This window comes from Photobacterium sp. WH24, from assembly GCF_019204055.1.
In the GTDB taxonomy this organism is placed as follows: domain Bacteria; phylum Pseudomonadota; class Gammaproteobacteria; order Enterobacterales; family Vibrionaceae; genus Photobacterium; species Photobacterium arenosum.
Genome location: NZ_JAGSOZ010000007.1, coordinates 154,760 through 174,661 on the forward strand (window position 1 = coordinate 154,760; position 19,902 = coordinate 174,661).

Sequence of the window (19,902 nt, forward strand, 5' to 3'; positions counted from 1 at the left end):
TATGACTGCTGGTGCTATCATCATGATGCTATTCGGCCTGGGTATTACCTGGGGAGGCGCAGCTTACTGCATCTCAGTAGCGATGAAAAACAAGGGGTAACCCTTTGCTAACAAGAGGCCTGCGGGCCTCTTGTTGTATTCTCCTCAGACATATTACAGTTGATTCACACTCAAAAGTGCGCTTTGATTCATATTCGTTGAACGATGTGAACGAATGATACCAAGATCTCTTTCCTTTCAGACGCTTCTACCGCTACAATTTGCCAAAATACTCCGAAAGCTTGAACACCATGATGACATGGCGTTAATAGCTTCTATCAAACAGTTCAAGGAAAGACCATGAAGTTTCCAGCTCTTGTTCTCTCGTTCGCCCTGCTACCTACTACTGCTTTCGCTTCCACACAAACTTGCGAAAGCAATAAATACCATCAGTACATTGATGCTTCTCTTGAGTGGTACCAGAACCTGGTCCAGCTGACTGTGCAAAAAGATCCCGATTTACAGGAAGTCGGCGACTGGTTCATGGAAGGAAGAACCCACCATTTTGAATTGAAACGTGAAGCCGTTGACTGGTACCTGGCAAACGATAAAAGCCATTTAGACCTGTCACAATCTGTCGAATCCTGGCTTAAGCTGACTCAGCAAGACATTAAAACACTATCTGCCCAGCAAGGTAGCCTCGGCGATTACGCTAAGAAAGTCTTTGAGGATCGTCAAAGCACGCCACACCCGAAAAATTATGAGCTTCGCAGCGCTTTTGCCGACCTGTTAACCCACCCGGATGACATTGATAAGCCACTCAAAGAATACAACCGACAAATGAGCGCTATTGCTGCCACTCAGTGCGAATAACGCTCACCCGACTGGCACCGGACGTGACACGTTCGGTGCATTCTGATAAAAATTTCAAGACAATTATCCTCATTTCCAGTAAATTAGCCGGATTTGCCGACGTTAACTAAAAGTAACAACTCATTATGGCAGTGGAAAACAGACAAGCTGAAGCATCTCTTGATACCCTGCACCGTATCTTTACCGTGCCGGAAGCCCCCGACTCCACGCTTGGTCGGATCGAGAAAGAGATCTCCGAAAACCTCAACGCCTTTTTACAGACTCACATTGCCGCCCAGGAAAAGCCGCTGACTGAAATTGAAAAAGATTTCTCTTGTGCTTCTGTGCCAGAGCAACCCAGTTTTGTCTCTGAACATACACATTTCTTACTGGAAAAATTGGTTGCTCAGTCTGTTCACACATCCGCACCCACTTTCATTGGTCATATGACATCGGCTCTGCCCTACTTTTTGATGCCGCTGTCAAAGATCATGATTGGCCTCAACCAGAACCTGGTGAAAATCGAGACCTCAAAGGCCTTCACGCCACTTGAGCGGCAGGTACTGGGGATTCTCCACAATCTGATCTACGGTGAAAGAGATGCGTTTTATCAACGCTGGATGCACAGTGCTGAACATTCTTTAGGCGCATTTTGTTCGGGCGGAACAATAGCGAATATCACCGCACTATGGGTTGCCCGTAACAACCTGCTAAAGCCAGAAGGTGATTTTAAAGGGGTCGCGCAGGAAGGCCTTTTTCGGGCGATGAAACATTACGGCTATGATGATCTGGCTGTACTGGTGTCGGAACGCGGGCATTATTCACTGAAAAAAGCCGCCGATGTGCTCGGCATTGGCAGAGACTGCCTGATTGCGATCAAAACCGACGAAAATAATAAGATCTGTACCGAAGATCTGCAGAACACCATCGAAAGTCTCAAAGCCAGAAATATCAAACCCTTTGCGATTGTTGGCGTTGCCGGAACGACAGAAACAGGCAACATCGATCCGTTGGATGAATTAGCCGATATCGCTCTCGCGCACAATTGCCATTTCCATGTTGATGCGGCCTGGGGTGGTGCGACCTTGATGTCCAATAAATACCGTCCATTACTGAAAGGCATCGAGCGAGCAGATTCAGTAACCATTGATGCCCATAAACAGCTGTATATCCCTATGGGTGCGGGTATGGTGATTTTTAAAAATCCCGCCTCTATGGCTGCAATTGAACATCATGCAGAATACATACTCCGTAAAGGCTCCAAAGATCTTGGCAGCCATACGCTTGAAGGATCCAGAAATGGTATGGCGATGCTGGTGTTTGCCAGCCTGAATATTATCAGCCGCCAGGGATATGAATTACTGATCAACAACAGTATCGAGAAAGCCCGCTACTTTGCTGAGCTGATCAAATCTGACCCCGAGTTTGAACTGATATCAGCACCAGAGCTGTGCTTGCTGACTTATCGTTACGTGCCTGAAGATACACAAAAGGCACTGGCTATTGCTAACGATGAAGACAAACAGGCCATTCACGAAGCCCTGAACGATCTGACTCAGTACATCCAGAAACGTCAGCGTGAATCGGGTAAGTCTTTTGTCTCGCGAACACGTTTGATGCCAGAACAATGGGATCGCCGGATCACTACAGTCTTTCGTGTGGTACTGGCTAACCCTCTGACAACACCAGACATTCTGAGTGATGTGCTCAAAGAGCAGAAGCAGTTGGCATTAACCAGCCAGCAAAGCTTGCCAAAGATTAACGCAATAACAGCGCGCATTCTTTCTCAAGCCAATCTCAGTCATTAAAACGCACCATAAAAAAACGGACAGTAAACTGTCCGTTTTTTTGTATAAATAGCTATCAGGCTGACTTTACATCATCGCTATCATCAATGCGCTTATGCCCTTCCGTCAGGTGGACAAAATCGATCAGATCATCACCAGTCACTTGAAATGCCTGGCCGAAACCTTTAACAAACAGGCCGTGAGTCGGCTCTAGACGGAATAGTTTGAAATCCTCCAGGCCACTCAGCCCGTCAACAATCTCACCGAAACGCGCTTTTAACGCTGTAACACCCAATTGCCAGCGCTCAGTGTCACGTTCTACCAGTACAACATTGGCTTCGAATGTTAAACGGGTACGTGCATAAATCGTTTTAGAGGTTGCTTCATCTTCGATCATCATCAGAGATACCTGCGGATTTTCCAGCAGATTTCGGGCATGTCGGGCGATTTTCGAAATGAGCACATAGTATCCGTCATCCAACAAAGCAAATGGCGCATAGCTCACATTCGGCTTTCCTTCTGAGTCTACTGTTGCCAACTGCAGTGTCTGACAAGCATCTCTGAACGCCTGAATTTGTGGCTCCAGACGGTTTTGCAGACGTTCTTGTTTCACTTCGCTCATTACACTTCTTCTCCAACAAAAGCCTGTTTCAACGAATTAAATTTCTCAACTTGCTCAGGGATAAGCTGTCGCTTTTCATCCCTGCCAAGGTAAATTTTAAAAATACACTCACCATTGTCTGCCAGAAAACCAATGAAATAACTTTCATTTCCTTGCATAGGTTTACTGACTAAAACCACATCCGACACGCGATCAAGCTTCAGGTGGCCATGCATTTCACCCGCTTTCCCAATCAGATTGTAGTATCCACGCGCTTCTTTACCTTTCGGAAATGGCGCCTTTACTTCAAAGATTGATCCCATAGAGTGAACAATGGTTGTCATCATTCCCCACTCCGGCAGCACCTCTAAAATAGCCTGAGCATGCTCCCCTGCAATATGGGTAACAAGTTCATCCGGTAAGGCCAGGATGATTTCGCCCTCAGTCACACCCAGCTTTTCCGCTATCAGCACTGCGTGCAAATTCGGGTTTTCTTCCAGCATCGCACCAACTTCTGTTTTCAGCGTTGCCAAACTGAATTTCTCAAACACTCACGCTCTCCTTCATCATGCTGCTTGCAAAGTCGGCCCTCATAGCCTGTCAGCCTTATCGGCATGCAGAAGCACAGCAACACACAAAAAATAATGATAATTAATTGTATTTGTAAAAATGATAAGGTGCTCTATGTCCTTTTGCAAATGATAATTGATATTGTTTAGCATTCATGGATAATGACGCGATTAATAATAATTATCACTTGTGATAACAATATCATTTGTGTGATATTGATTTTCATCTGTATTTCATTTGAGATATTTTGTCAGAACTCCATAAGCAATTGATATTGCTTTGATTTATCAAGACTATCTGCAATCACATTGAGGGATTTTCATGAAACGCGCCGTACTGTCTGTTGCTCTTTTCTTCGCTGCCACATCTGCATGGGCAGAAGAACGAATAATCAGTGCAGGTTCCGGCATTACCGAACTCATAGTGGCAATGGGCGCAGAGAGTCAGCTTGTTGGTGTCGATATCACCAGTAAAGCTTATACCGGTAATGGCATTCCAACCCTTGGTTATCACAGACAGCTTTCTGCGGAAAGCATCATCGCTCTGACGCCCGACCGGGTCGTGGGTTCTAAAGAAATGGGGCCTGAAACTACACTCTCTCTGCTTCGCCAGGCGGGTATCTCAGTCGACATCCTTAATTCGGGCGATACCATTAATGATCTGCTCAAGCGTGTCGAGCAAGTAGGTCAACTCACGGGGAAACAGGCCCAGGCAACACAGCTAAACAGCCAGATTCAACAGCAAGTGAAGCGAATTGAATCGCGTCTGGCAGACAAACACACACCTAAACGTATTCTCTTTCTGACCATTCATGCCGGGCGAGCACCTATGGTTGGGGGACGCCACACCACTGCGGATACGGTTATCAGGCTCGCAGGCGGCATGAATCCAGCGGCTACAGCCATTGAATCTTACAAACCCTTATCTGCGGAAGCTATGGTGGAGATGCAACCTGATATCATCCTGCTAAGTACTCATGCCAGCCAGTCGATAGGCGGACTCAACGGTCTGTTAAAAAGCTTACCCTTACTGGCAGCGACACCTGCTGGTCAGAACAATGCGTTATATACCATTGACGGTACTGCCCTGATTGGCGGCTTGAACCTGAAGAGTCTTGAAGAAGCCGAGCGATTGAATCAGGTTCTGTATGGCCAGTAAAACCATGTCTGACCCAAGCATGTCTAATTCAAGGATGCAACGCATCCGTCTGTTGTCATTACTGCGATTGCCAACGTCAGCCATCATGCCCTCGACATGTCTGTTACTGGCCATTGCGGCATGTTGTTCCATCATTGTCGGACCAATGGCTATCTCGTTCTCCGACATCTGGCAGGTTATTCTGCCGGGGCAGCAGAAAGTGGCTCCCCATATTGAGTTGATTATTCAGCAAGTTCGTTTACCACGCACACTGCTGTGTATTGCCATCGGCGCTGTGCTGGCGCTTTGTGGCGCGGTCATGCAGGGACTGTTCCGAAACCCGCTGGCTGATCCCGGCATTATAGGCGTTGCCGGCGGAGCAAGTTTAGGCGCTGCATTAGCCATAGTCTTGTTCGGCTCACTGGCAGCGTCATTCCCGCTGCTGCTGACCCTTGGAACCGTACCGGTTTTTGCCTTTGCCGGTGGCGCTATCACAACCTGGGTTGTGTACTTTCTCGGCACAGATAAAACCGGCACCTCTGTCACAGTGATGTTGCTTGCTGGCGTGGCGATTGGCGCTTTATCCGGTGCAGCGCTCGGGCTGCTGAATTTCTATGCCGATGATCAGGCACTGCGTGATCTCTCACTGTGGACTATGGGTTCTTTGGCGGGGGCTACCTGGCCAGGTATTGCCCTGTCTTTTGTTACTCTAGCCACCCTGTTCTGCCTGTTCACTCGCCAGGCAAATGCATTAAATGCCCTCTTATTGGGCGAATCTGAGGCTCAGCATTTAGGTGTCAATGTACAAGCATTGAAGCGTTTACTGGTTCTATTGTGTGCAGCCGGTGTTGGCGTGGCCGTCTCGCTCTCCGGTGTGATTGGCTTCATTGGACTGATTGTGCCGCACCTTGGCCGCATGTTAACTGGCCCTAACCATAAAACACTGTTGCCCCTTTCCGCACTGCTGGGCGCACTGATCCTGTTGATTGCCGACATGCTAGCCCGCGTTGTCGCCGCGCCCGCCGAGCTGCCGGTAGGTATTATCACAGCCCTTCTGGGCGCGCCATTTTTTATCGTCCTGCTTACAAAACAGCGAGGTCGTTTGCAATGATCCACCACATAATATGTCAACCCAAAAAGCAAGCTGCCAGAAACCTGCCAGTGGCAATATCGGCCGAGAAACTGTCGCTGGCACTGGGCGGTAAAGTGTTGCTCGATAATCTGAGCATTAGTTTTCGCAGTGGTGAGCTGACCGCTTTACTCGGACCTAATGGTGCCGGTAAGAGTACTTTGCTGAAAGTGTTATCGGGGGAAATGCATGCCAAAGGCAATATCTACATCTTTGGTGAGCATCGTAAAAACTGGGATGCCCACCGTCTGGCGCATCATATGGGCGTGCTCCCCCAGCACAGTACGCTGTCTTTTGGTTTTACCGCTCAGGAAGTTGCAGAATTGGGCACTATGCCCTTAAAGCTCAGTCTTAAAGAAAGCCAGCACATAACGCGTCAAAAAATGGCCGATGTGGGTATCAGTCATCTCAGCCAGCGGCTTTATCCTTCACTTTCCGGTGGAGAGAAACAACGTGTCCACTTTGCAAGGGTACTGACGCAACTCAGCGCTGCCGGTGATCAATGTCTATTAATGCTGGATGAACCCACCTCTGCATTAGATCTTGCCCATCAGCAAACCTGCTTAAGTCTGGCAAAAAAAATGGCAGACAATGGCGCCGCGGTCATTCTTGTTATTCACGACCTGAATCTCGCTGCTGAGTATGCCGATCGTTTGATCTTACTCAACCACGGTAAAATACAAGCAGATGGCGATGCCTGGCACACATTAACAGCGGAACATATCCAATCCGTGTATGGTGCCCCTGTTATCATAGAGACTCACCCGCGCGGGCATTTCCCTGTCGTCCTGTCGGCATAACGCCACAAACCATGAGGCACATTCAACTGTGCCTTCTGCTGATTTTACACCACTAAAATTGCGTACAATTGTTGCATCCTATTATTGACCTCTATCAAGAATCATTCCACTCAACAAGAGAAACGTTGCACTGTGCGTGAGTCTCAGTAAAATGTGATCGCAAGCGATTAACCGATGAAACGAAGCGTAATGGCGGTCAAACTTTTATCCGGTTTACGCTCCCTTGGGCGATAGCCTTCGGGTTCTCTTTTACAGTGCGTTGTGGGTATCTTTTCAAGACATTGTCAGATGGCACAACACCGATAGAACATGATTAACGACCAGGCCTGAGTCATTCATTTCTTGCCGCTTTCTTATGCATAAAGCGGCTTTTTAACGTCTGGCCAACATTAAGACTCAAAGAGGCCCAAAGGGCCTGAAGACTAGAAGAACAACTATGGCAACCATTAAAGATGTTGCACGTATGGCTGGTGTATCGACAACCACAGTTTCACACGTGATCAACAAAACCCGCTTCGTAGCGGAGGCGACACAGAAGAAAGTCCTGACTGCAGTTGAGGAGCTGAATTATGCGCCTAGTGCTGTCGCACGCAGCCTGAAATGCAACACGACCAGTACAATCGGCATGTTGGTGACCAAATCGACCAATCCATTTTTTGCAGAGTTGGTGCATGGTGTCGAGGAATACTGCTATAAGGCAGGATATACGCTGATCCTTTGTAACACTGAAGGTAATCTCCACAAGCAAAAAGATTATCTGCGCATGCTGTCTGAAAAACGCGTCGACGGGCTACTGGTCATGTGCTCTGATCTGGATGATCAGTTGCTGGAACAATTAGAACGACAGCCTGATCTGCCTATGGTGATCATGGACTGGGGTCCGGCCCGCCCCAAAACGGACAATATACAAGATAACGCTGAGCTGGGCGGTTACCTGGCAACCCGCCATTTTATTGACAATGGACACACTAAAATCGGCTGCTTGTCTGGCCAGAAAGATAAATCCACCTGCCGTGAAAGGCTGAAAGGTTTTAATAAAGCGATGCGCGAAGCGAGTCTGACTGTCAATGATAGCTGGATTCTTGAAGGTGATTTCGAATGTGAATCTGCAGTTGTTGCAGCCAATGAATTTATTGCTATGAAAGATCGTCCAACAGCCATTTTTTGTTTCAATGACATTATGGCCATGGCATTAATCAGCACGTTTGAGCAAGCCGGCGTGAGAGTGCCTGAAGATGTTTCTATTATCGGTTATGACAATATAGATCTGGCCCCTTACTTCTCCCCACCCTTGACCACTATCCACCAGCCGAAGCGGCGTTTGGGCAAAACGGCAGTGGGAATCCTGATGGAAAGAGTGAAAAGCAAAAGTCACGATTTCCAGACATTTGAAATCAATCCGGAATTAGTTGTCCGCCATTCTGTAAAACGAATCACGTAAAAAATAAACGATTTTCCTCCATGTGATGTAGCGTGCAGCCGATATTAATTTGACTATCGGCTATTTGCATATGGAATATTACTACGCCATGGGGGAATTAATGAGACAATGCATCGCATTCTGTAAAATTTATACGATTTTTATTGCGATTAGCCTCACAATTTTTTTGTGCGATCCATATCAAATTAGTCTTATTGATATATGATTAAACAGTCACGAACAAGGCAAACCATTTGAAAGAATGGGACGCAAAGCTTCCGGCCTAAAAGTAACTGCTTGATTAGCTTTTACTCATGGTAGCGGGGTTGCCGATGGATGAAGTGAAGATTATAGACTGTTTTTGTCATAGCTATGACAAAGCATTCATAATCTTGTGCATAATTGAATCCTCGCTCCTTTGTTAAGTGACTTCTTTTGTTGAAAATAATTGCCGAGAAAAGAAGCATGGACAAACCATTACTGAAAGATTCAATTCGTTTATTTGAGAAATTTGGTCAAATAAAATCTCGCTCTATGTTTGGCGGGTTTGGCATTTTCGCAGGTGAAACGATGTTCGCTCTAGTTGTTAACAACAAGCTGCATCTGCGCGCTAATGCGAGAAATGAAGAAGCCTTCAAACAAGCAGACCTCAAACCGTACGTCTACCAGAAACGCGGTTTTCCTGTTGTTACGAAGCACTATGCCATTCCGGATAACTGGTGGGAAACCCCTGATGTTATCCTGGAACATGCAGAACGTTCTCTGAATGCTGCCCAGGCGGATAAAGAGAAAAAACTGCAGGCTAGCCCTAATCGCATTAAAGATCTGCCTAACCTGCGTCTGGCCAATGAGCGTATGCTCAAAAAAGCCGGTATCAGTTCTGTTGATCAACTCTTCGAGGTCGGTGCTATTGGTGCTTTCCAAGCGTTGCAGGAATCTCATCACGAGTCATTGAGTCTGGATCTGCTCTGGGCATTGGAAGGTGCAGTCAGTGGTAAACACTGGTCTGTTATTACCCCACAACGCCGAAATGAGCTATTGTCAAAGCTGGAAACATCAGCTTCAAGTGCTCATCATTAAGGTTTCCCCTGTCAGTGTTTCATTACCTGTGATGAACGCTGACGGTTTATAACCTGCTTTCCAGCCCTGACGCTCCGTCAGGGCTGTGTAAAATGAAGACTCAACTCACAAACGCAAGTTACAAGATTATCAGTTAGCTTCCCTTCAGCTCTGTCACCTTTAGAATGTATGTTTTGCCACCACCCAAGGGAGGTTTCATGCGTTCGTCATCGCCGTTTCCGGGTCAGACTGACAACATCTTCAGAGACAAATTCTGTAAATGGCCAAGACTGATGCGTTACCTGGTCTTCATCAGTTTGTTACCTCCGGCCTTTCTTGTCGCACTTGTGCACACTGACGCAGTTAACGTTAACGAGGTGCTGATCCCCAGCATTATTGCTTCTGCGCTCAATATGCTGCTTTTTTTCTGGGGCATCATATTGAAAGTCAAAGCACGTAAACACTGGTACCGAAATTATCATATCGGCAAAACCATGCTCATTGCACTTCTACCTGTAATAACAAGCAGTTATTTGTTGCTGAAACAGCACGAACCTAAAACAGCGGCGAACCACCTTGCCCCTCGCAGTGTTCAACTTTCAGTCAATTAACAACAAGAACACACAAATTTGACTGTTTTCTGAAATTTGTCCGGGTATCCGCGGTCGTGTTATTAAATCGCTTTATCCGGAGAGCTTCAGGTGCGCATCACCACAAAACAGCATTATTCGATCTTAATCCGTCCACTGCTCTGGCTGCAGACACGGCACTTTGGCAAACCCCTGAACCCGGCTTTGCTTTGGGGACGCCGCCCCTTCCTCTTTTATCTGGTTGCCAGTTTTTTTGGCTATCTCGACCGAAAGCGATCCCCTGTATCCGATGTGATACGTTCCTTGGTTTGTGTACGTGTTTCACAGTTAAATGACTGCGCATTCTGCATAGATGCCAACGGTATGCGACTGGCGCAGCGGTGCAAGTCTGTAGAAAAAGTACAATCTCTGCCTGATTGGCAGCAAAGCCCGCTGTTCGATACACAAGAAAAAGCTGTCCTTGCATATACAGAAGCCATGACTGTAACAGGCATGAAAGTCACATCAGCAATGATTGATGACCTCAAACAGTGGTATGACGAAGATGCTATCGTTGAGTTAACCGCATTAGTCAGCTTTCAAAACCTGTCTGCGAAATTTAATACTGCGTTAGATGTCCCTTCTCAGGCGTTTTGCACTATTCCTTTAACAAAGGATCATAAACACACTGAGCAAAAACAAGAGCCGTCGAATGGCAATGCAAACCAACAGCAACGCAGATAATCAATGATGAAAAATATGAAAAAACCCTTATTGCTGACATTCATCGTCAGCGCCATCGTGGCCTGGTTCGCTTTCGATCTCGGCGATTATTTCACTCTGGAACAGGCTAAGGTTTACCAGCATTCGTTACAGGCAACCATTACCGCAAACCCTCTGCTCTCCAGCGGACTTTTCTTCCTCATTTATGTTGTCATGACGGCCTTGTCCTTCCCTGGGGCTGCCATCATGACGCTGCTTGGCGCTGCACTGTTCGGTTTCTGGTGGAGCCTGCTTATCGTCTCTTTTGCCAGCTCCATCGGAGCGACACTGGCATTTCTGGCCAGTCGGTTCTTATTGCGAGACTGGGTGCAACGCAAATTTGGCCTGCGTCTGGCCGCGATTAATCGTGGCATAGAAAAAGACGGCGCTTTTTACCTCTTTACGCTGCGTTTAATTCCCGTCGTTCCCTTTTTTCTGGTAAACCTGCTGATGGGCCTGACACCTATGCGCCCGCGTCAGTTTTATTGGGTAAGCCAGTTAGGTATGCTGCCAGGTACCGCTGTCTATCTAAATGCCGGGACACAGCTGGGTGAGATTCAGTCGCTGTCCGGGCTGATTTCTTTGCCTGTTCTGCTGTCCTTGGTTTTGCTGGGTATTTTTCCCTTTATCGCCAAAGCAGTCATGGCCTTCGTCCAACAGCGGAGGGTCTATCAAGGCTGGCAAAAACCTGAGCGTTTTGATCAGAACATGGTTGTGATCGGTGCCGGTGCCGGCGGGCTGGTCAGCGCCTATATTGCCGCAGCCGTCAAAGCCAAAGTCACTCTGATTGAAAAACACCAAATGGGCGGTGACTGCCTGAATACCGGCTGCGTCCCGTCTAAGGCGCTGATCCGGGCCGCACATACTCTGCATACTATCACCCGGGCACCGGAGTTCGGGATTCGCAGCCAGCCAGCCCAGGTGGATTTTCCTGCTGTCATGCAACGTATTCACCGTGTTATCAAAGGGATAGAACCGCATGATTCCGTCGAACGTTACTCTGAGCTTGGGGTAAACTGCATTCAGGGCGAAGCGCGTATCCTTTCTCCCTGGGAAGTGGAAGTCAACGGCACACGCATCACGACACGCAACATAGTTATAGCCACCGGTGCCCGACCTGTTGTACCGCCCATCGAGGGTATTGAAAAAGTACGCTATCTGACCTCAGACACCTTGTGGTCCATCACAGAGCAACCCAAAAAGCTGCTTGTACTGGGTGGCGGCCCGATTGGCTGCGAACTGGCACAGAGTTTTCAGCGCCTGGGCAGCCAGGTCACTCAGGTTGAAATGACAGATCAGCTCTTGGTCCGGGAAGATGCAGACGTGGCAAAGCGGGTTCAGGACAGCCTGATGAAAGACGGCGTAGACATTAAACTGCAACACAAAGCGGTAAAATTTGACGCTGCAACGTCGGGTTCCGGCGAAGCCCTTCAGTATGTCATCCTTGAGGATAATCACGGACAGCAGCATCAGGTTGAATTTGATGCGGCCATCCTGGCGTTAGGCCGTGTGGCCAATGTTACAGGTTTTGGCCTGGAAGAACTTGGCATCACGCTGAACGAACGCAAAACCATAGACGTTAACGAATACCTGCAAACCCGCTATCCCAATATTTTCGCCGTCGGAGATGTTGCCGGCCCGTTCCAGTTAACGCATGCCGCCGCACACCAGGCTTGGTATGCGGCTGTAAACAGCCTGTTCGGACAGTTTAAGTCATTCAAAGTGGATTACCGTGTCCTGCCTGCCGTGACTTATACGGCTCCCGAAGTCGCTCGTGTGGGCATTAATGAGAAAGAAGCACAAGCTCAGGGCATAGACGCGGAAACCACTCAGTATGAATTGAATGATTTAGATCGCGCAATTGCTGACGGTGAAGACTATGGTTTTATTAAAGTATTGACCCCAAAAGGGAAAGATACCATCCTCGGTGCCACCATTGTGGGTAACCAGGCCGGAGAACTTCTCGCGGAGTTTACCCTGGCAATGAAACACGGGCTTGGATTGAACAAAATTCTGGGTACGGTTCACCCTTACCCCACTATGAGTGAAGCCAATAAATACACAGCAGGTGTATGGAAAAATGCCAATAAACCGGAACGGGTTTTGGCATTGCTGGAGAGATTTCATCGCTGGCGGCGAGGTGGCGACAACGGCCATCAACAAAAATCACAGAGCGACAATCTGAAAGCTCATCTGCAGGAAAGTAAGGATCAGCAATGAAAATGACATGGATAGCACTTGGGTTGGCAATCGCAGCGGCTATGCCTGCTCTGGCAAATGAAGCACAAACTGAAACCTCGCCCATCGCCGAGATGAGCTGGGATGCGATTGAACAAGAAGCGCGCGGACAGACTGTTTTCTTCAATGCCTGGGGAGGCAGCCAGCCCATCAACAGCTATTTAAGATGGGTTGCCCGCGAAGTAAAGAGTCGTTACGACATTACGCTCAACCATGTCAAAGTGGCCGACATCGCTGAAACCTCACAGCGACTGTTAGCGGAAAAAGCGGCCGGCAAACAAACCGGCGGCAGCGTCGATATGGTTTGGATCAATGGCGAAAACTTCCGCACCATGAAAGCCAATCACTTATTGGATGGCCCGTTTGTCGCCCAGTTACCCAACTGGGAGCTGGTCGATAAACAACTGCCCGTCTATGAAGATTTTACCGAAAGCACAGAAGGTCTCGAAGCCCCCTGGGGGGTAGGACAACTGGTCTTCATCCATGACAGCCAGACATTAAGCAACCCACCCAATAGTTTTGCTGAACTGTTAAGTCTGGCCGTCGCTTTTCCGGGCAAAGTGACCTACCCGCAGCCGCCTGCATTTCATGGCACCAGTTTTTTAAAAGCCGCATTGATTGAGCTGACCAACGCGGCGCCGGCGCTCTATGAGCCCATTGACCCGGCAACGGATGAAAAGAAATTCGCTCGCCTCACAGCGCCGCTCTGGAAGTACCTCAATCAGCTCCATGCCGTTGCCTGGCAGCAGGGAAAACGCTTTCCGGCCAGTTCAACGGAAATGATGCAACTGTTAGATGACAGGCAGCTTCTGGTCGCCATTACGTTTAATCCGAATGAAGCCAAAGCCGCAATCGAGCGCGGCGATCTGCCTGAATCAGCCAAGGCATTTGCCTTTGAGCAAGGCGCCCTCTCTAACATTCATTTTCTGGCCATCCCCTGGAATGCCAGCGCGAAAGCAGGTGCCCGGGTTGTGATTAACTTTCTCATGAGCCCTGAAGCGCAACAACGAAAAGCAAATATTCAGATCTGGGGTGATCCTGCCGTGCTGACACCGGAGGCTATGGGAGTCGACCAAGCACAAAGTTTAGAACTGTATCGTGCAATCCCTGAGCCACACCCTAGCTGGCAAACTGCGCTGGAGGCCGCCTGGCAGCAAAAATATGGACACTGAGCGTTTCCTGACACCCTGTAAGTTTATCCCTGACACCCATTAGGCGAACGTTGCAATATGTTGTACTTGATGTTTATTGCCACGCTGTTGATCTGCTGTTTGCCGTTATTACCGGGCCTGTTCGGCATTTTGCTGCCAGCCCTGTCCTGGTTACCCTTTGCTGGCCTGACTCAGCCCGGGCCACAGGCTTTCTATCAGGCATTGGCCTGGCCCGGTTTGTCTGCTTCTGTTCTGCTGACGCTTTCCACTGGCGTCATCAGTACTTTATTGGCATTAGCTTTTACCTTCTTGATCCTGCAGAGATATTGGGGCTCCCGCCGCTGGCAGAGTATAGAATCCTGGCTCTCTCCGATGCTGGCGATTCCGCATGTGGCCTTCGCGATTGGCTTTGCTTTCACCTTTTCATCCACGGGGATCATCACCCGTTTCGTCTCAGCATTGGGCGGCGATCCCGGTCAGTTTTCTCTGCTGCAGGACTCTTACGGCATAGGGCTCACTCTGGCTCTGGCGATCAAAGAGACTCCATTCCTGTTATTAATGAGTATCTCTGTCCTGCAGCAACTGAATGTCGGCCGCTTGCTGGCTGCAGGCAATGGCCTGGGCTATAACCGGGCATCAACATGGATCACTATTATACTGCCGCAATGGCTCCCCAGGATGCGACTGCCGATCTATGCCGTGCTGGCTTATGGCATCTCTGTGGTAGACATGGCCATGATTCTGGGCCCGACCCGTCCTCCCACTTTTGCCGTTCTGGTCTGGCAGTGGTTCAATGAACCGGATGTCGCTTTGCTGCCCAGAGCCGCTGTCGGCGCATTAATGCTGCTCATGCTGGGCCTTTGCCTGCTTGCTGTGTTTCGCGTGCTGGAATGGCTGATTCTGCGTGGCTTTCAAGGCTGGCAATATGCCGGCCATCGCGAGCAACGATTGCCAGGGCGTTACTTTCACTGGCCGTTAATAGCGGTGCCGCTGCTTGTCATTCCTGTTCTCATGCTCTGGTCCGTGGCGCTGCGCTGGCGGTTTCCTGATCTGTTACCAAGCCGGTTCAGTGTGCAATTCTGGCAACAGGAAACCGCCGTGTTTACCGATCTGGCGTCTACCAGCCTAATGCTGGCCGGTATCAGTACAGCGATTGCGCTTTGTCTGGCCATTGGTTGTCTGGAATACAGGGACAAAACAGGAACCGGTATCCCAGGCTGGCTGATAGCCATGCCCATGGTGTTGCCACAGGTTTCTTTACTGTTCGGTATTCAGGTCACCACTTATATGATCCCCGGCCAGCATCACCTGCTATGGGTGATATGGAGCCATGTGCTCTTTGTGTTTCCCTACCTGTACCTTGCGCTGGATGGCCCATGGCGCAGTTTTGATCGCCGGTATACGCAAACAGCCAACAGCCTTGGCTTATCGGAGTTCCAGGCCTGGTGGCGGGTCAAGCGTCCTATGCTGATGCCGGCAATTTGTCTGGCACTGGCCGTAGGCTGTAGTGTCAGCCTGGCTCAGTATCTGCCGACACTCAGTCTTGGTGCAGGCCGGGTCAGCACCCTGACCACAGAAGCCGTTGCGCTCGCCAGCGGACAGGACAGAAGAGTCAGTGCGATTTACGGACTGCTGCAGGGACTGGTGCCCTTCATGCTCTTCGCGCTTGCCACTTTCGCAAGCCGTTACTATCAATCGAGAATGACCTCCGGAACATACACAAGGAATGCAAAAGCCAATGTGCTTGTCAGTCAAAAACCTCACTATAAATAATGGACATCAGCGGTTGCTCAGTTCGCTGACGCTGTCGGTTGAGCAGGGACAGGTACTGACGATTATGGGACCCAGCGGCTGTGGGAAGTCGACCCTGTTGGGTGTGATTGCCGGCCATATTCCGCCCGACTGCCTCTATCAGGGCGAGATCAACCTCAATAACAGATTGCTCAATGAACTGGCTCCGGATAAACGGCGCATTGGCCTGCTGTTTCAGGATGACCTGCTATTCCCGCACCTGAATGTGTGGCAGAACCTGGCATTTGGTTTACCGTCCAGTGTGAAAAAGCCTGAACGAAAAACCAGAGCTTATGACACCTTAGCTGCGTTAGGCCTGATAGAACTGGCCTCTCATTGCCCGAGCCAGATTTCTGGCGGACAGCGCGCCAGGATCAGTCTGATGCGTTGTCTGCTGGCAGAGCCGGACGCCATCTTACTGGATGAGCCTTTCAGTAAACTGGACAAAGATCTGCGTATCCAGTTTCGCGACCTGGTGTTTAAGGAGATCCGGCAGCTGAATATCCCAGCGCTGATGGTCACCCATGATCAGGATGACGTGCCACCTGACGGTCAGGTATTGCACTGGCCCGCCGCGCTGAAGGAGGAACAGCCCCATGCTTGATCGCTACGCCATCAAACTCATCAAAGCGCCGGTTAACTGTGTAGGCTTACTGCTGGCGAAAACGCCTTTCACCGCCAATCAAATTACAGTAGCCGGGTTTGGTATTGGGCTGCTGACATTGCCTGCACTCCTCTACCAGCAATATTGGCTGGCACTGTGTTTTATCATTATCAACCGCATTTTTGACGGTTTGGATGGCGCTCTGGCCCGGCGCAGGGGCATCACAGACTGTGGTGGTTTTCTGGATATCACACTGGATTTTCTGTTTTATTCTCTTGTGCCCTTTGGCTTCATTCTGGCAGACCCGACGCAAAATGCAGTTGCTGGTGCGTTTTTGATCTTCGCCTTTGTCGGCACAGGTTCCAGCTTTCTGGCTTTTGCCATCATGGCAGGTAAGCGCGATATTGATAATCCGGTTTATCAACACAAATCTTTGTTTTACTTGGGAGGTTTGACTGAGGGCACAGAAACTATCGCGTGTTTTGTTCTCTTTTGCCTGTTCCCGGCACATTTTGCGCCCATCGCTTGGATTTTCGGATCACTGTGCTGGGTGACAACCGCAACACGGATCTGGGCTGGCTATCAGACCCTGAAAACACCGGCCGGATAGCACCGGCAGAAACACATGTCAGCAACAGAAAACGGCGACCCAGGCCTGCCCAGCCGCCGTTTTCAGTCACCAGTCCTCTAGCTGAAGGCCGGTATGCTCTGATTGTGTTTTCCCTGCCGGCTGTGAAATTTATTAATTTCGATATCAATAGCGTTATAGCTGCTGTTCATCAACTCGCCCAGACATGCCGGAGAATCAGGATTCTGACTTTGCAGAAAAGCCGCCAGCAGCTTGACGTCATCAGGTCTGGGGCGATAGCTCAGGTTCGGAAAGGCCTGGTAGATATAATCAATAGCGATTGCCAACATCTCTCTATTCTTTTCTGTCGTTCTGTTCATCGTCAACACAGTATTTTTATTCATCTTCATCGGAAGTAATGGATTTGACGAAGGGCATCCTAAGCGGTCTGAATGAAAGAATTATGACTTGGCGCTGTTTTTAGGATTTTTTTATCCTCTCGCTTGTTTTTCATACCAATATTCACGTATTCAATCTGTTGTTTTAAACGAACAACATCGACTGAGCGCTTTGAATACTGTGTTTTTTTCTGCTATCGCATCCACTCTCGGTGCAATTGTTCGCTATCTCCCAGGTACTCCAGCAGCCAGCTCAGGGCGGGGTTAAGGCTGGCTTTGTTCCATGCCAGACAGCAGGGACTGACCGGCGGGGCATGAGGGAGCGTGCGGGCCACCAGCTTGCCTCTTTTCAACTTGGGGGCGGCCATATGTTCCGGCACAACGCCTATGCCCAGCCCGGCTTCAAGACACTGAAACGCGCTGGACCAGTCCGGCACCATAATGCGGCGCTGATTATTCATCAGCCAGGTTGTGCGCTTAGGTAATGTACGTGAGGTATCTTCAAGACAGATAGCGGGATACTTAGCCAGTTCTGAGTCTGGCAGAGGCAGCGGACTTTCCGTCAACGGATGATCCGGCGCCATCACAAACACCCAGTGCAGGTTTCCCATATCGGTGTAATCGAAATCCCCGCTGACCGGAATGGCCGCCGTCGCCCCAATCACCAGATCTGCCCGGCCGTCTGCCAGGGCGTCCCACACCCCGTTATAGACCTCCATCGTCAGATGCAGCTCAACATCCGGGAACGCCTGATAAAAATCTCGTACCATAGTGCTGACACGGCTTTGTCTGACCACAGTGTCCAGTGCCACCGACACATTTTCAGCCCAGCCATTGGCAACACGTTGTGTCTGCAACTTAATATGCTCCATTTGCTTGAGCAGCTGTCTGGCTTCTTCAACAAAGTACTGGCCTGCAGGAGTCAGGCTGACCTGCCGGTGATGACGCTCAAACAAGGTTACAGACAATTTATCCTCGATTATCCTGACCGTGTAGCTGATTGCGCTGGGCACTTTGTGCAACTCTTCTGCTGCTGAGGAAAAGCTGCCCCGCCTCGCAACAACATCAATTACTTGCAAATCATTGAAAGAAAACATATATCCTGCTACTTAATAACGCGTGATGTTGAATCAAATTTTTTGAAAGCAATGTTGAAATTTTAGCGTTTCACAGCACAAATCACCACGCTTACAATCTGATCACTGAAAAAACTTCTGGTTTCAATAAAATGACGACAAAACCAACTACTGTTACGCTTGCCTGGTTTGCATTACTGAGCATGCTTGGCTTTCTGGCCACCGACATGTATCTGCCTGCTTTCACCGCCATGCAGGCCGACCTGAATACCTCATCCAGCCTGATTGGCATGACACTCGGCCTTTTTCTGTTAGGCATGGCCATTGGTCAGCTTATCTATGGCCCTCTCTCTGACCGCTTAGGCAGAAAAAAAGTATTGCTGGGTGCCATGTTGTTGTTCAGCCTCGCCACCCTGGGTTGTGCAATGGCACCGAATGTGGAAACCCTGCTGGCATTCCGTTTTCTTCAGGCGCTGGGTGCGTGCAGTGCCACCGTGCTCTGGCAGGCTATTGTCATTGACAGGTATGAAGGAAAGCTTGCCGAAAAAGTGTTCGCAACTATCATGCCTTTGGTCGCCCTTTCACCGGCCCTTGCGCCTTTAGTTGGCGCAGCGATTCAGTCACATTTTGGCTGGCGTGCTATCTTCCTGAGCCTGATTGCCTTAGGTGCCGTGTTAGCACTGATGACGACCATGCAGCCAGAAAGTGCCAAGGGTGAAAAAAAGCAGGGCAACGTCTTGTCAGAACTGGCAATTAACTATACAAGCCTGCTCAAGTCAAAAAAATTCATGGGTAACATGCTCATTTTTGCAGCCTGCTCTGCTGCTTTTTTCGCCTACCTGACAGGGTCACCGTTTATCATGTCTGCTATGGGCTACTCAAGCGAAGATATCGGCCTGAGTTATGTGCCGCAGACTATTGCCTTTTTGATTGGCGGCTACGGCTGCCGGGCACTGCTAAACCGCATGGAAGGTAAAAAGCTGTTGCCTTGGCTGCTGAAACTGTTCATCGGCAGTGCGCTGGTCATACTGCTGATCACTGTGCAGCATAAACCCGACACCATTTGGCCCGTTTTACTGCCTTTCTGTTTTATTGCAGTTGCTAACGGTGCGATATACCCCATTGTGATCAGTAAAGCCCTGGAAGACTTCAAGCACTGCAGCGCAACCGCGGCCGGGGTGATGAATTTCCTGCAAACATTAGGTTGTTTTGCGGCCAGTTCACTGGTTGCGGCTTTTGCCGATAAAGGATTGAGCATTGTTGCCTTTAGCATTGCCGGCACCTGTGTCTTCGTTCTGATCGGGTTCGCTTTTGTTGTCAGCAGCCAGCGCCAGCAACTGATTGAGGCACAATCCACTCCAAACTGATCATTTTCTTTCTATCACGGTTCTTCAATTGCAGGCAGCCCCTG

At 49.3% G+C, this 19,902-nt stretch carries 20 protein-coding genes and 1 riboswitch; of the genes, 16 read left to right on the forward strand and 4 right to left on the reverse strand.

Annotated elements, in window-relative coordinates; genetic code table 11:
* Position 1: 1 nt before the first annotated feature.
* The 3 genes from KCG43_RS10635 (at position 2) to panP (ending at position 2,639) form a co-directional block, all read left to right on the forward strand.
* Complete coding sequence (locus KCG43_RS10635) at positions 2 to 100, forward strand: MetS family NSS transporter small subunit (protein WP_120510723.1); 99 nt, start codon at positions 2 to 4, stop codon at positions 98 to 100.
* Positions 101 to 339: 239 nt separating this feature from the next.
* Positions 340 to 852 (forward strand): hypothetical protein, encoded by a 513-nt coding sequence (locus KCG43_RS10640; protein ID WP_192016582.1) that lies wholly within the window; start codon positions 340 to 342, stop codon positions 850 to 852.
* A 125-nt stretch (positions 853 to 977) separates the two neighbouring features.
* Complete coding sequence (gene panP, locus KCG43_RS10645; RefSeq protein WP_192016581.1) at positions 978 to 2,639, forward strand: pyridoxal-dependent aspartate 1-decarboxylase PanP; 1,662 nt, start codon at positions 978 to 980, stop codon at positions 2,637 to 2,639.
* Positions 2,640 to 2,694: 55 nt separating this feature from the next.
* On the opposite strand, the gene hutZ is transcribed toward panP, so the two are convergent.
* On the reverse strand, positions 2,695 to 3,240 hold the full coding sequence (hutZ, locus tag KCG43_RS10650) for a heme utilization protein HutZ (protein ID WP_192016580.1): 546 nt from the start codon (positions 3,238 to 3,240) through the stop codon (positions 2,695 to 2,697).
* Positions 3,240 to 3,722, reverse strand: a complete 483-nt coding sequence (gene hutX, locus KCG43_RS10655; RefSeq protein WP_192016644.1) for a heme utilization cystosolic carrier protein HutX — start codon at positions 3,720 to 3,722, stop codon at positions 3,240 to 3,242. The genes hutZ and hutX overlap by 1 nt, the downstream gene beginning before the upstream one ends.
* 388 nt (positions 3,723 to 4,110) lie before the next feature.
* Here hutX and KCG43_RS10660 point away from each other — a divergent pair, with 388 nt between their 5' ends.
* The 12 genes from KCG43_RS10660 (at position 4,111) to KCG43_RS10715 (ending at position 17,059) form a co-directional block, all read left to right on the forward strand.
* Entirely contained in the window at positions 4,111 to 4,947 is an 837-nt protein-coding gene (locus tag KCG43_RS10660; protein WP_192016579.1) for a hemin ABC transporter substrate-binding protein, read from the forward strand.
* 43 nt (positions 4,948 to 4,990) lie between these two features.
* Positions 4,991 to 6,037 (forward strand): FecCD family ABC transporter permease, encoded by a 1,047-nt coding sequence (locus KCG43_RS10665; protein WP_370630682.1) that lies wholly within the window; start codon positions 4,991 to 4,993, stop codon positions 6,035 to 6,037.
* Positions 6,034 to 6,855, forward strand: coding sequence for a heme ABC transporter ATP-binding protein (locus tag KCG43_RS10670; protein WP_192016578.1), 822 nt, complete (start codon positions 6,034 to 6,036; stop codon positions 6,853 to 6,855). Before KCG43_RS10665 ends, KCG43_RS10670 begins: the two co-directional genes overlap by 4 nt.
* A gap of 436 nt (positions 6,856 to 7,291) precedes the next feature.
* Positions 7,292 to 8,296 (forward strand): substrate-binding domain-containing protein, encoded by a 1,005-nt coding sequence (locus KCG43_RS10675; protein ID WP_218384737.1) that lies wholly within the window; start codon positions 7,292 to 7,294, stop codon positions 8,294 to 8,296.
* Between the two features lie 213 nt (positions 8,297 to 8,509).
* Positions 8,510 to 8,609, forward strand: a riboswitch (cyclic di-GMP riboswitch).
* A 131-nt stretch (positions 8,610 to 8,740) separates the two neighbouring features.
* Positions 8,741 to 9,355 carry a TfoX/Sxy family DNA transformation protein gene (locus KCG43_RS10680; protein ID WP_192016576.1) on the forward strand — a complete coding sequence of 205 codons (615 nt, stop codon included), beginning with the start codon at positions 8,741 to 8,743 and terminating at the stop codon, positions 9,353 to 9,355.
* Positions 9,356 to 9,552: 197 nt separating this feature from the next.
* On the forward strand, positions 9,553 to 9,945 hold the full coding sequence (locus tag KCG43_RS10685; RefSeq protein WP_218384738.1) for a hypothetical protein: 393 nt from the start codon (positions 9,553 to 9,555) through the stop codon (positions 9,943 to 9,945).
* Between the two features lie 90 nt (positions 9,946 to 10,035).
* Positions 10,036 to 10,647, forward strand: coding sequence for a carboxymuconolactone decarboxylase family protein (locus KCG43_RS10690; RefSeq protein ID WP_218384739.1), 612 nt, complete (start codon positions 10,036 to 10,038; stop codon positions 10,645 to 10,647).
* A gap of 15 nt (positions 10,648 to 10,662) precedes the next feature.
* Complete coding sequence (locus tag KCG43_RS10695; protein WP_255557989.1) at positions 10,663 to 12,885, forward strand: FAD-dependent oxidoreductase; 2,223 nt, start codon at positions 10,663 to 10,665, stop codon at positions 12,883 to 12,885.
* 41 nt (positions 12,886 to 12,926) lie between these two features.
* On the forward strand, positions 12,927 to 14,075 hold the full coding sequence (locus KCG43_RS10700) for an ABC transporter substrate-binding protein (RefSeq protein ID WP_237794565.1): 1,149 nt from the start codon (positions 12,927 to 12,929) through the stop codon (positions 14,073 to 14,075).
* A gap of 57 nt (positions 14,076 to 14,132) precedes the next feature.
* On the forward strand, positions 14,133 to 15,827 hold the full coding sequence (locus KCG43_RS10705) for an ABC transporter permease (RefSeq protein WP_218384741.1): 1,695 nt from the start codon (positions 14,133 to 14,135) through the stop codon (positions 15,825 to 15,827).
* Entirely contained in the window at positions 15,793 to 16,449 is a 657-nt protein-coding gene (locus KCG43_RS10710; protein WP_218384742.1) for an ATP-binding cassette domain-containing protein, read from the forward strand. The genes KCG43_RS10705 and KCG43_RS10710 overlap by 35 nt, the downstream gene beginning before the upstream one ends.
* Positions 16,442 to 17,059 carry a CDP-alcohol phosphatidyltransferase family protein gene (locus KCG43_RS10715; RefSeq protein ID WP_218384743.1) on the forward strand — a complete coding sequence of 206 codons (618 nt, stop codon included), beginning with the start codon at positions 16,442 to 16,444 and terminating at the stop codon, positions 17,057 to 17,059. Before KCG43_RS10710 ends, KCG43_RS10715 begins: the two co-directional genes overlap by 8 nt.
* Before the next feature lie 77 nt (positions 17,060 to 17,136).
* Here KCG43_RS10715 and KCG43_RS10720 read toward each other — a convergent pair whose 3' ends face one another.
* Both KCG43_RS10720 and punR read right to left on the reverse strand, forming a co-directional pair.
* Positions 17,137 to 17,367: a hypothetical protein gene (locus KCG43_RS10720; RefSeq protein WP_192016569.1), complete on the reverse strand. Its 231-nt coding sequence runs from the start codon at positions 17,365 to 17,367 to the stop codon at positions 17,137 to 17,139.
* 242 nt (positions 17,368 to 17,609) lie between these two features.
* Positions 17,610 to 18,512 (reverse strand): DNA-binding transcriptional activator PunR, encoded by a 903-nt coding sequence (gene punR, locus KCG43_RS10725; RefSeq protein WP_218384744.1) that lies wholly within the window; start codon positions 18,510 to 18,512, stop codon positions 17,610 to 17,612.
* Positions 18,513 to 18,643: 131 nt separating this feature from the next.
* Between punR and punC the strand changes: the two genes are divergently transcribed.
* On the forward strand, positions 18,644 to 19,858 hold the full coding sequence (punC, locus tag KCG43_RS10730) for a purine nucleoside transporter PunC (protein WP_192016567.1): 1,215 nt from the start codon (positions 18,644 to 18,646) through the stop codon (positions 19,856 to 19,858).
* The last annotated feature ends 44 nt before the right edge of the window (positions 19,859 to 19,902 follow it).

Excerpts from the sequence above, each read along its gene's own strand:
- punR (WP_218384744.1), bottom strand. The coding sequence starts at position 18,512 with ATGTTTTCTTTCAATGATTTGCAAGTAATTGATGTTGTTGCGAGGCGG.
- KCG43_RS10670 (WP_192016578.1), top strand. The coding sequence starts at position 6,034 with ATGATCCACCACATAATATGTCAACCCAAAAAGCAAGCTGCCAGAAAC.
- KCG43_RS10635 (WP_120510723.1), top strand. The coding sequence starts at position 2 with ATGACTGCTGGTGCTATCATCATGATGCTATTCGGCCTGGGTATTACC.
- KCG43_RS10710 (WP_218384742.1), top strand. The coding sequence starts at position 15,793 with ATGTGCTTGTCAGTCAAAAACCTCACTATAAATAATGGACATCAGCGG.
- KCG43_RS10675 (WP_218384737.1), top strand. The coding sequence starts at position 7,292 with ATGGCAACCATTAAAGATGTTGCACGTATGGCTGGTGTATCGACAACC.
- KCG43_RS10705 (WP_218384741.1), top strand. The coding sequence starts at position 14,133 with ATGTTGTACTTGATGTTTATTGCCACGCTGTTGATCTGCTGTTTGCCG.
- KCG43_RS10685 (WP_218384738.1), top strand. The coding sequence starts at position 9,553 with ATGCGTTCGTCATCGCCGTTTCCGGGTCAGACTGACAACATCTTCAGA.
- punC (WP_192016567.1), top strand. The coding sequence starts at position 18,644 with ATGACGACAAAACCAACTACTGTTACGCTTGCCTGGTTTGCATTACTG.
- hutZ (WP_192016580.1), bottom strand. The coding sequence starts at position 3,240 with ATGAGCGAAGTGAAACAAGAACGTCTGCAAAACCGTCTGGAGCCACAA.
- KCG43_RS10660 (WP_192016579.1), top strand. The coding sequence starts at position 4,111 with ATGAAACGCGCCGTACTGTCTGTTGCTCTTTTCTTCGCTGCCACATCT.
- KCG43_RS10680 (WP_192016576.1), top strand. The coding sequence starts at position 8,741 with ATGGACAAACCATTACTGAAAGATTCAATTCGTTTATTTGAGAAATTT.
- hutX (WP_192016644.1), bottom strand. The coding sequence starts at position 3,722 with ATGCTGGAAGAAAACCCGAATTTGCACGCAGTGCTGATAGCGGAAAAG.
- KCG43_RS10695 (WP_255557989.1), top strand. The coding sequence starts at position 10,663 with ATGAAAAAACCCTTATTGCTGACATTCATCGTCAGCGCCATCGTGGCC.
- KCG43_RS10715 (WP_218384743.1), top strand. The coding sequence starts at position 16,442 with ATGCTTGATCGCTACGCCATCAAACTCATCAAAGCGCCGGTTAACTGT.
- KCG43_RS10720 (WP_192016569.1), bottom strand. The coding sequence starts at position 17,367 with ATGTTGGCAATCGCTATTGATTATATCTACCAGGCCTTTCCGAACCTG.
- KCG43_RS10700 (WP_237794565.1), top strand. The coding sequence starts at position 12,927 with ATGCCTGCTCTGGCAAATGAAGCACAAACTGAAACCTCGCCCATCGCC.
- panP (WP_192016581.1), top strand. The coding sequence starts at position 978 with ATGGCAGTGGAAAACAGACAAGCTGAAGCATCTCTTGATACCCTGCAC.
- KCG43_RS10640 (WP_192016582.1), top strand. The coding sequence starts at position 340 with ATGAAGTTTCCAGCTCTTGTTCTCTCGTTCGCCCTGCTACCTACTACT.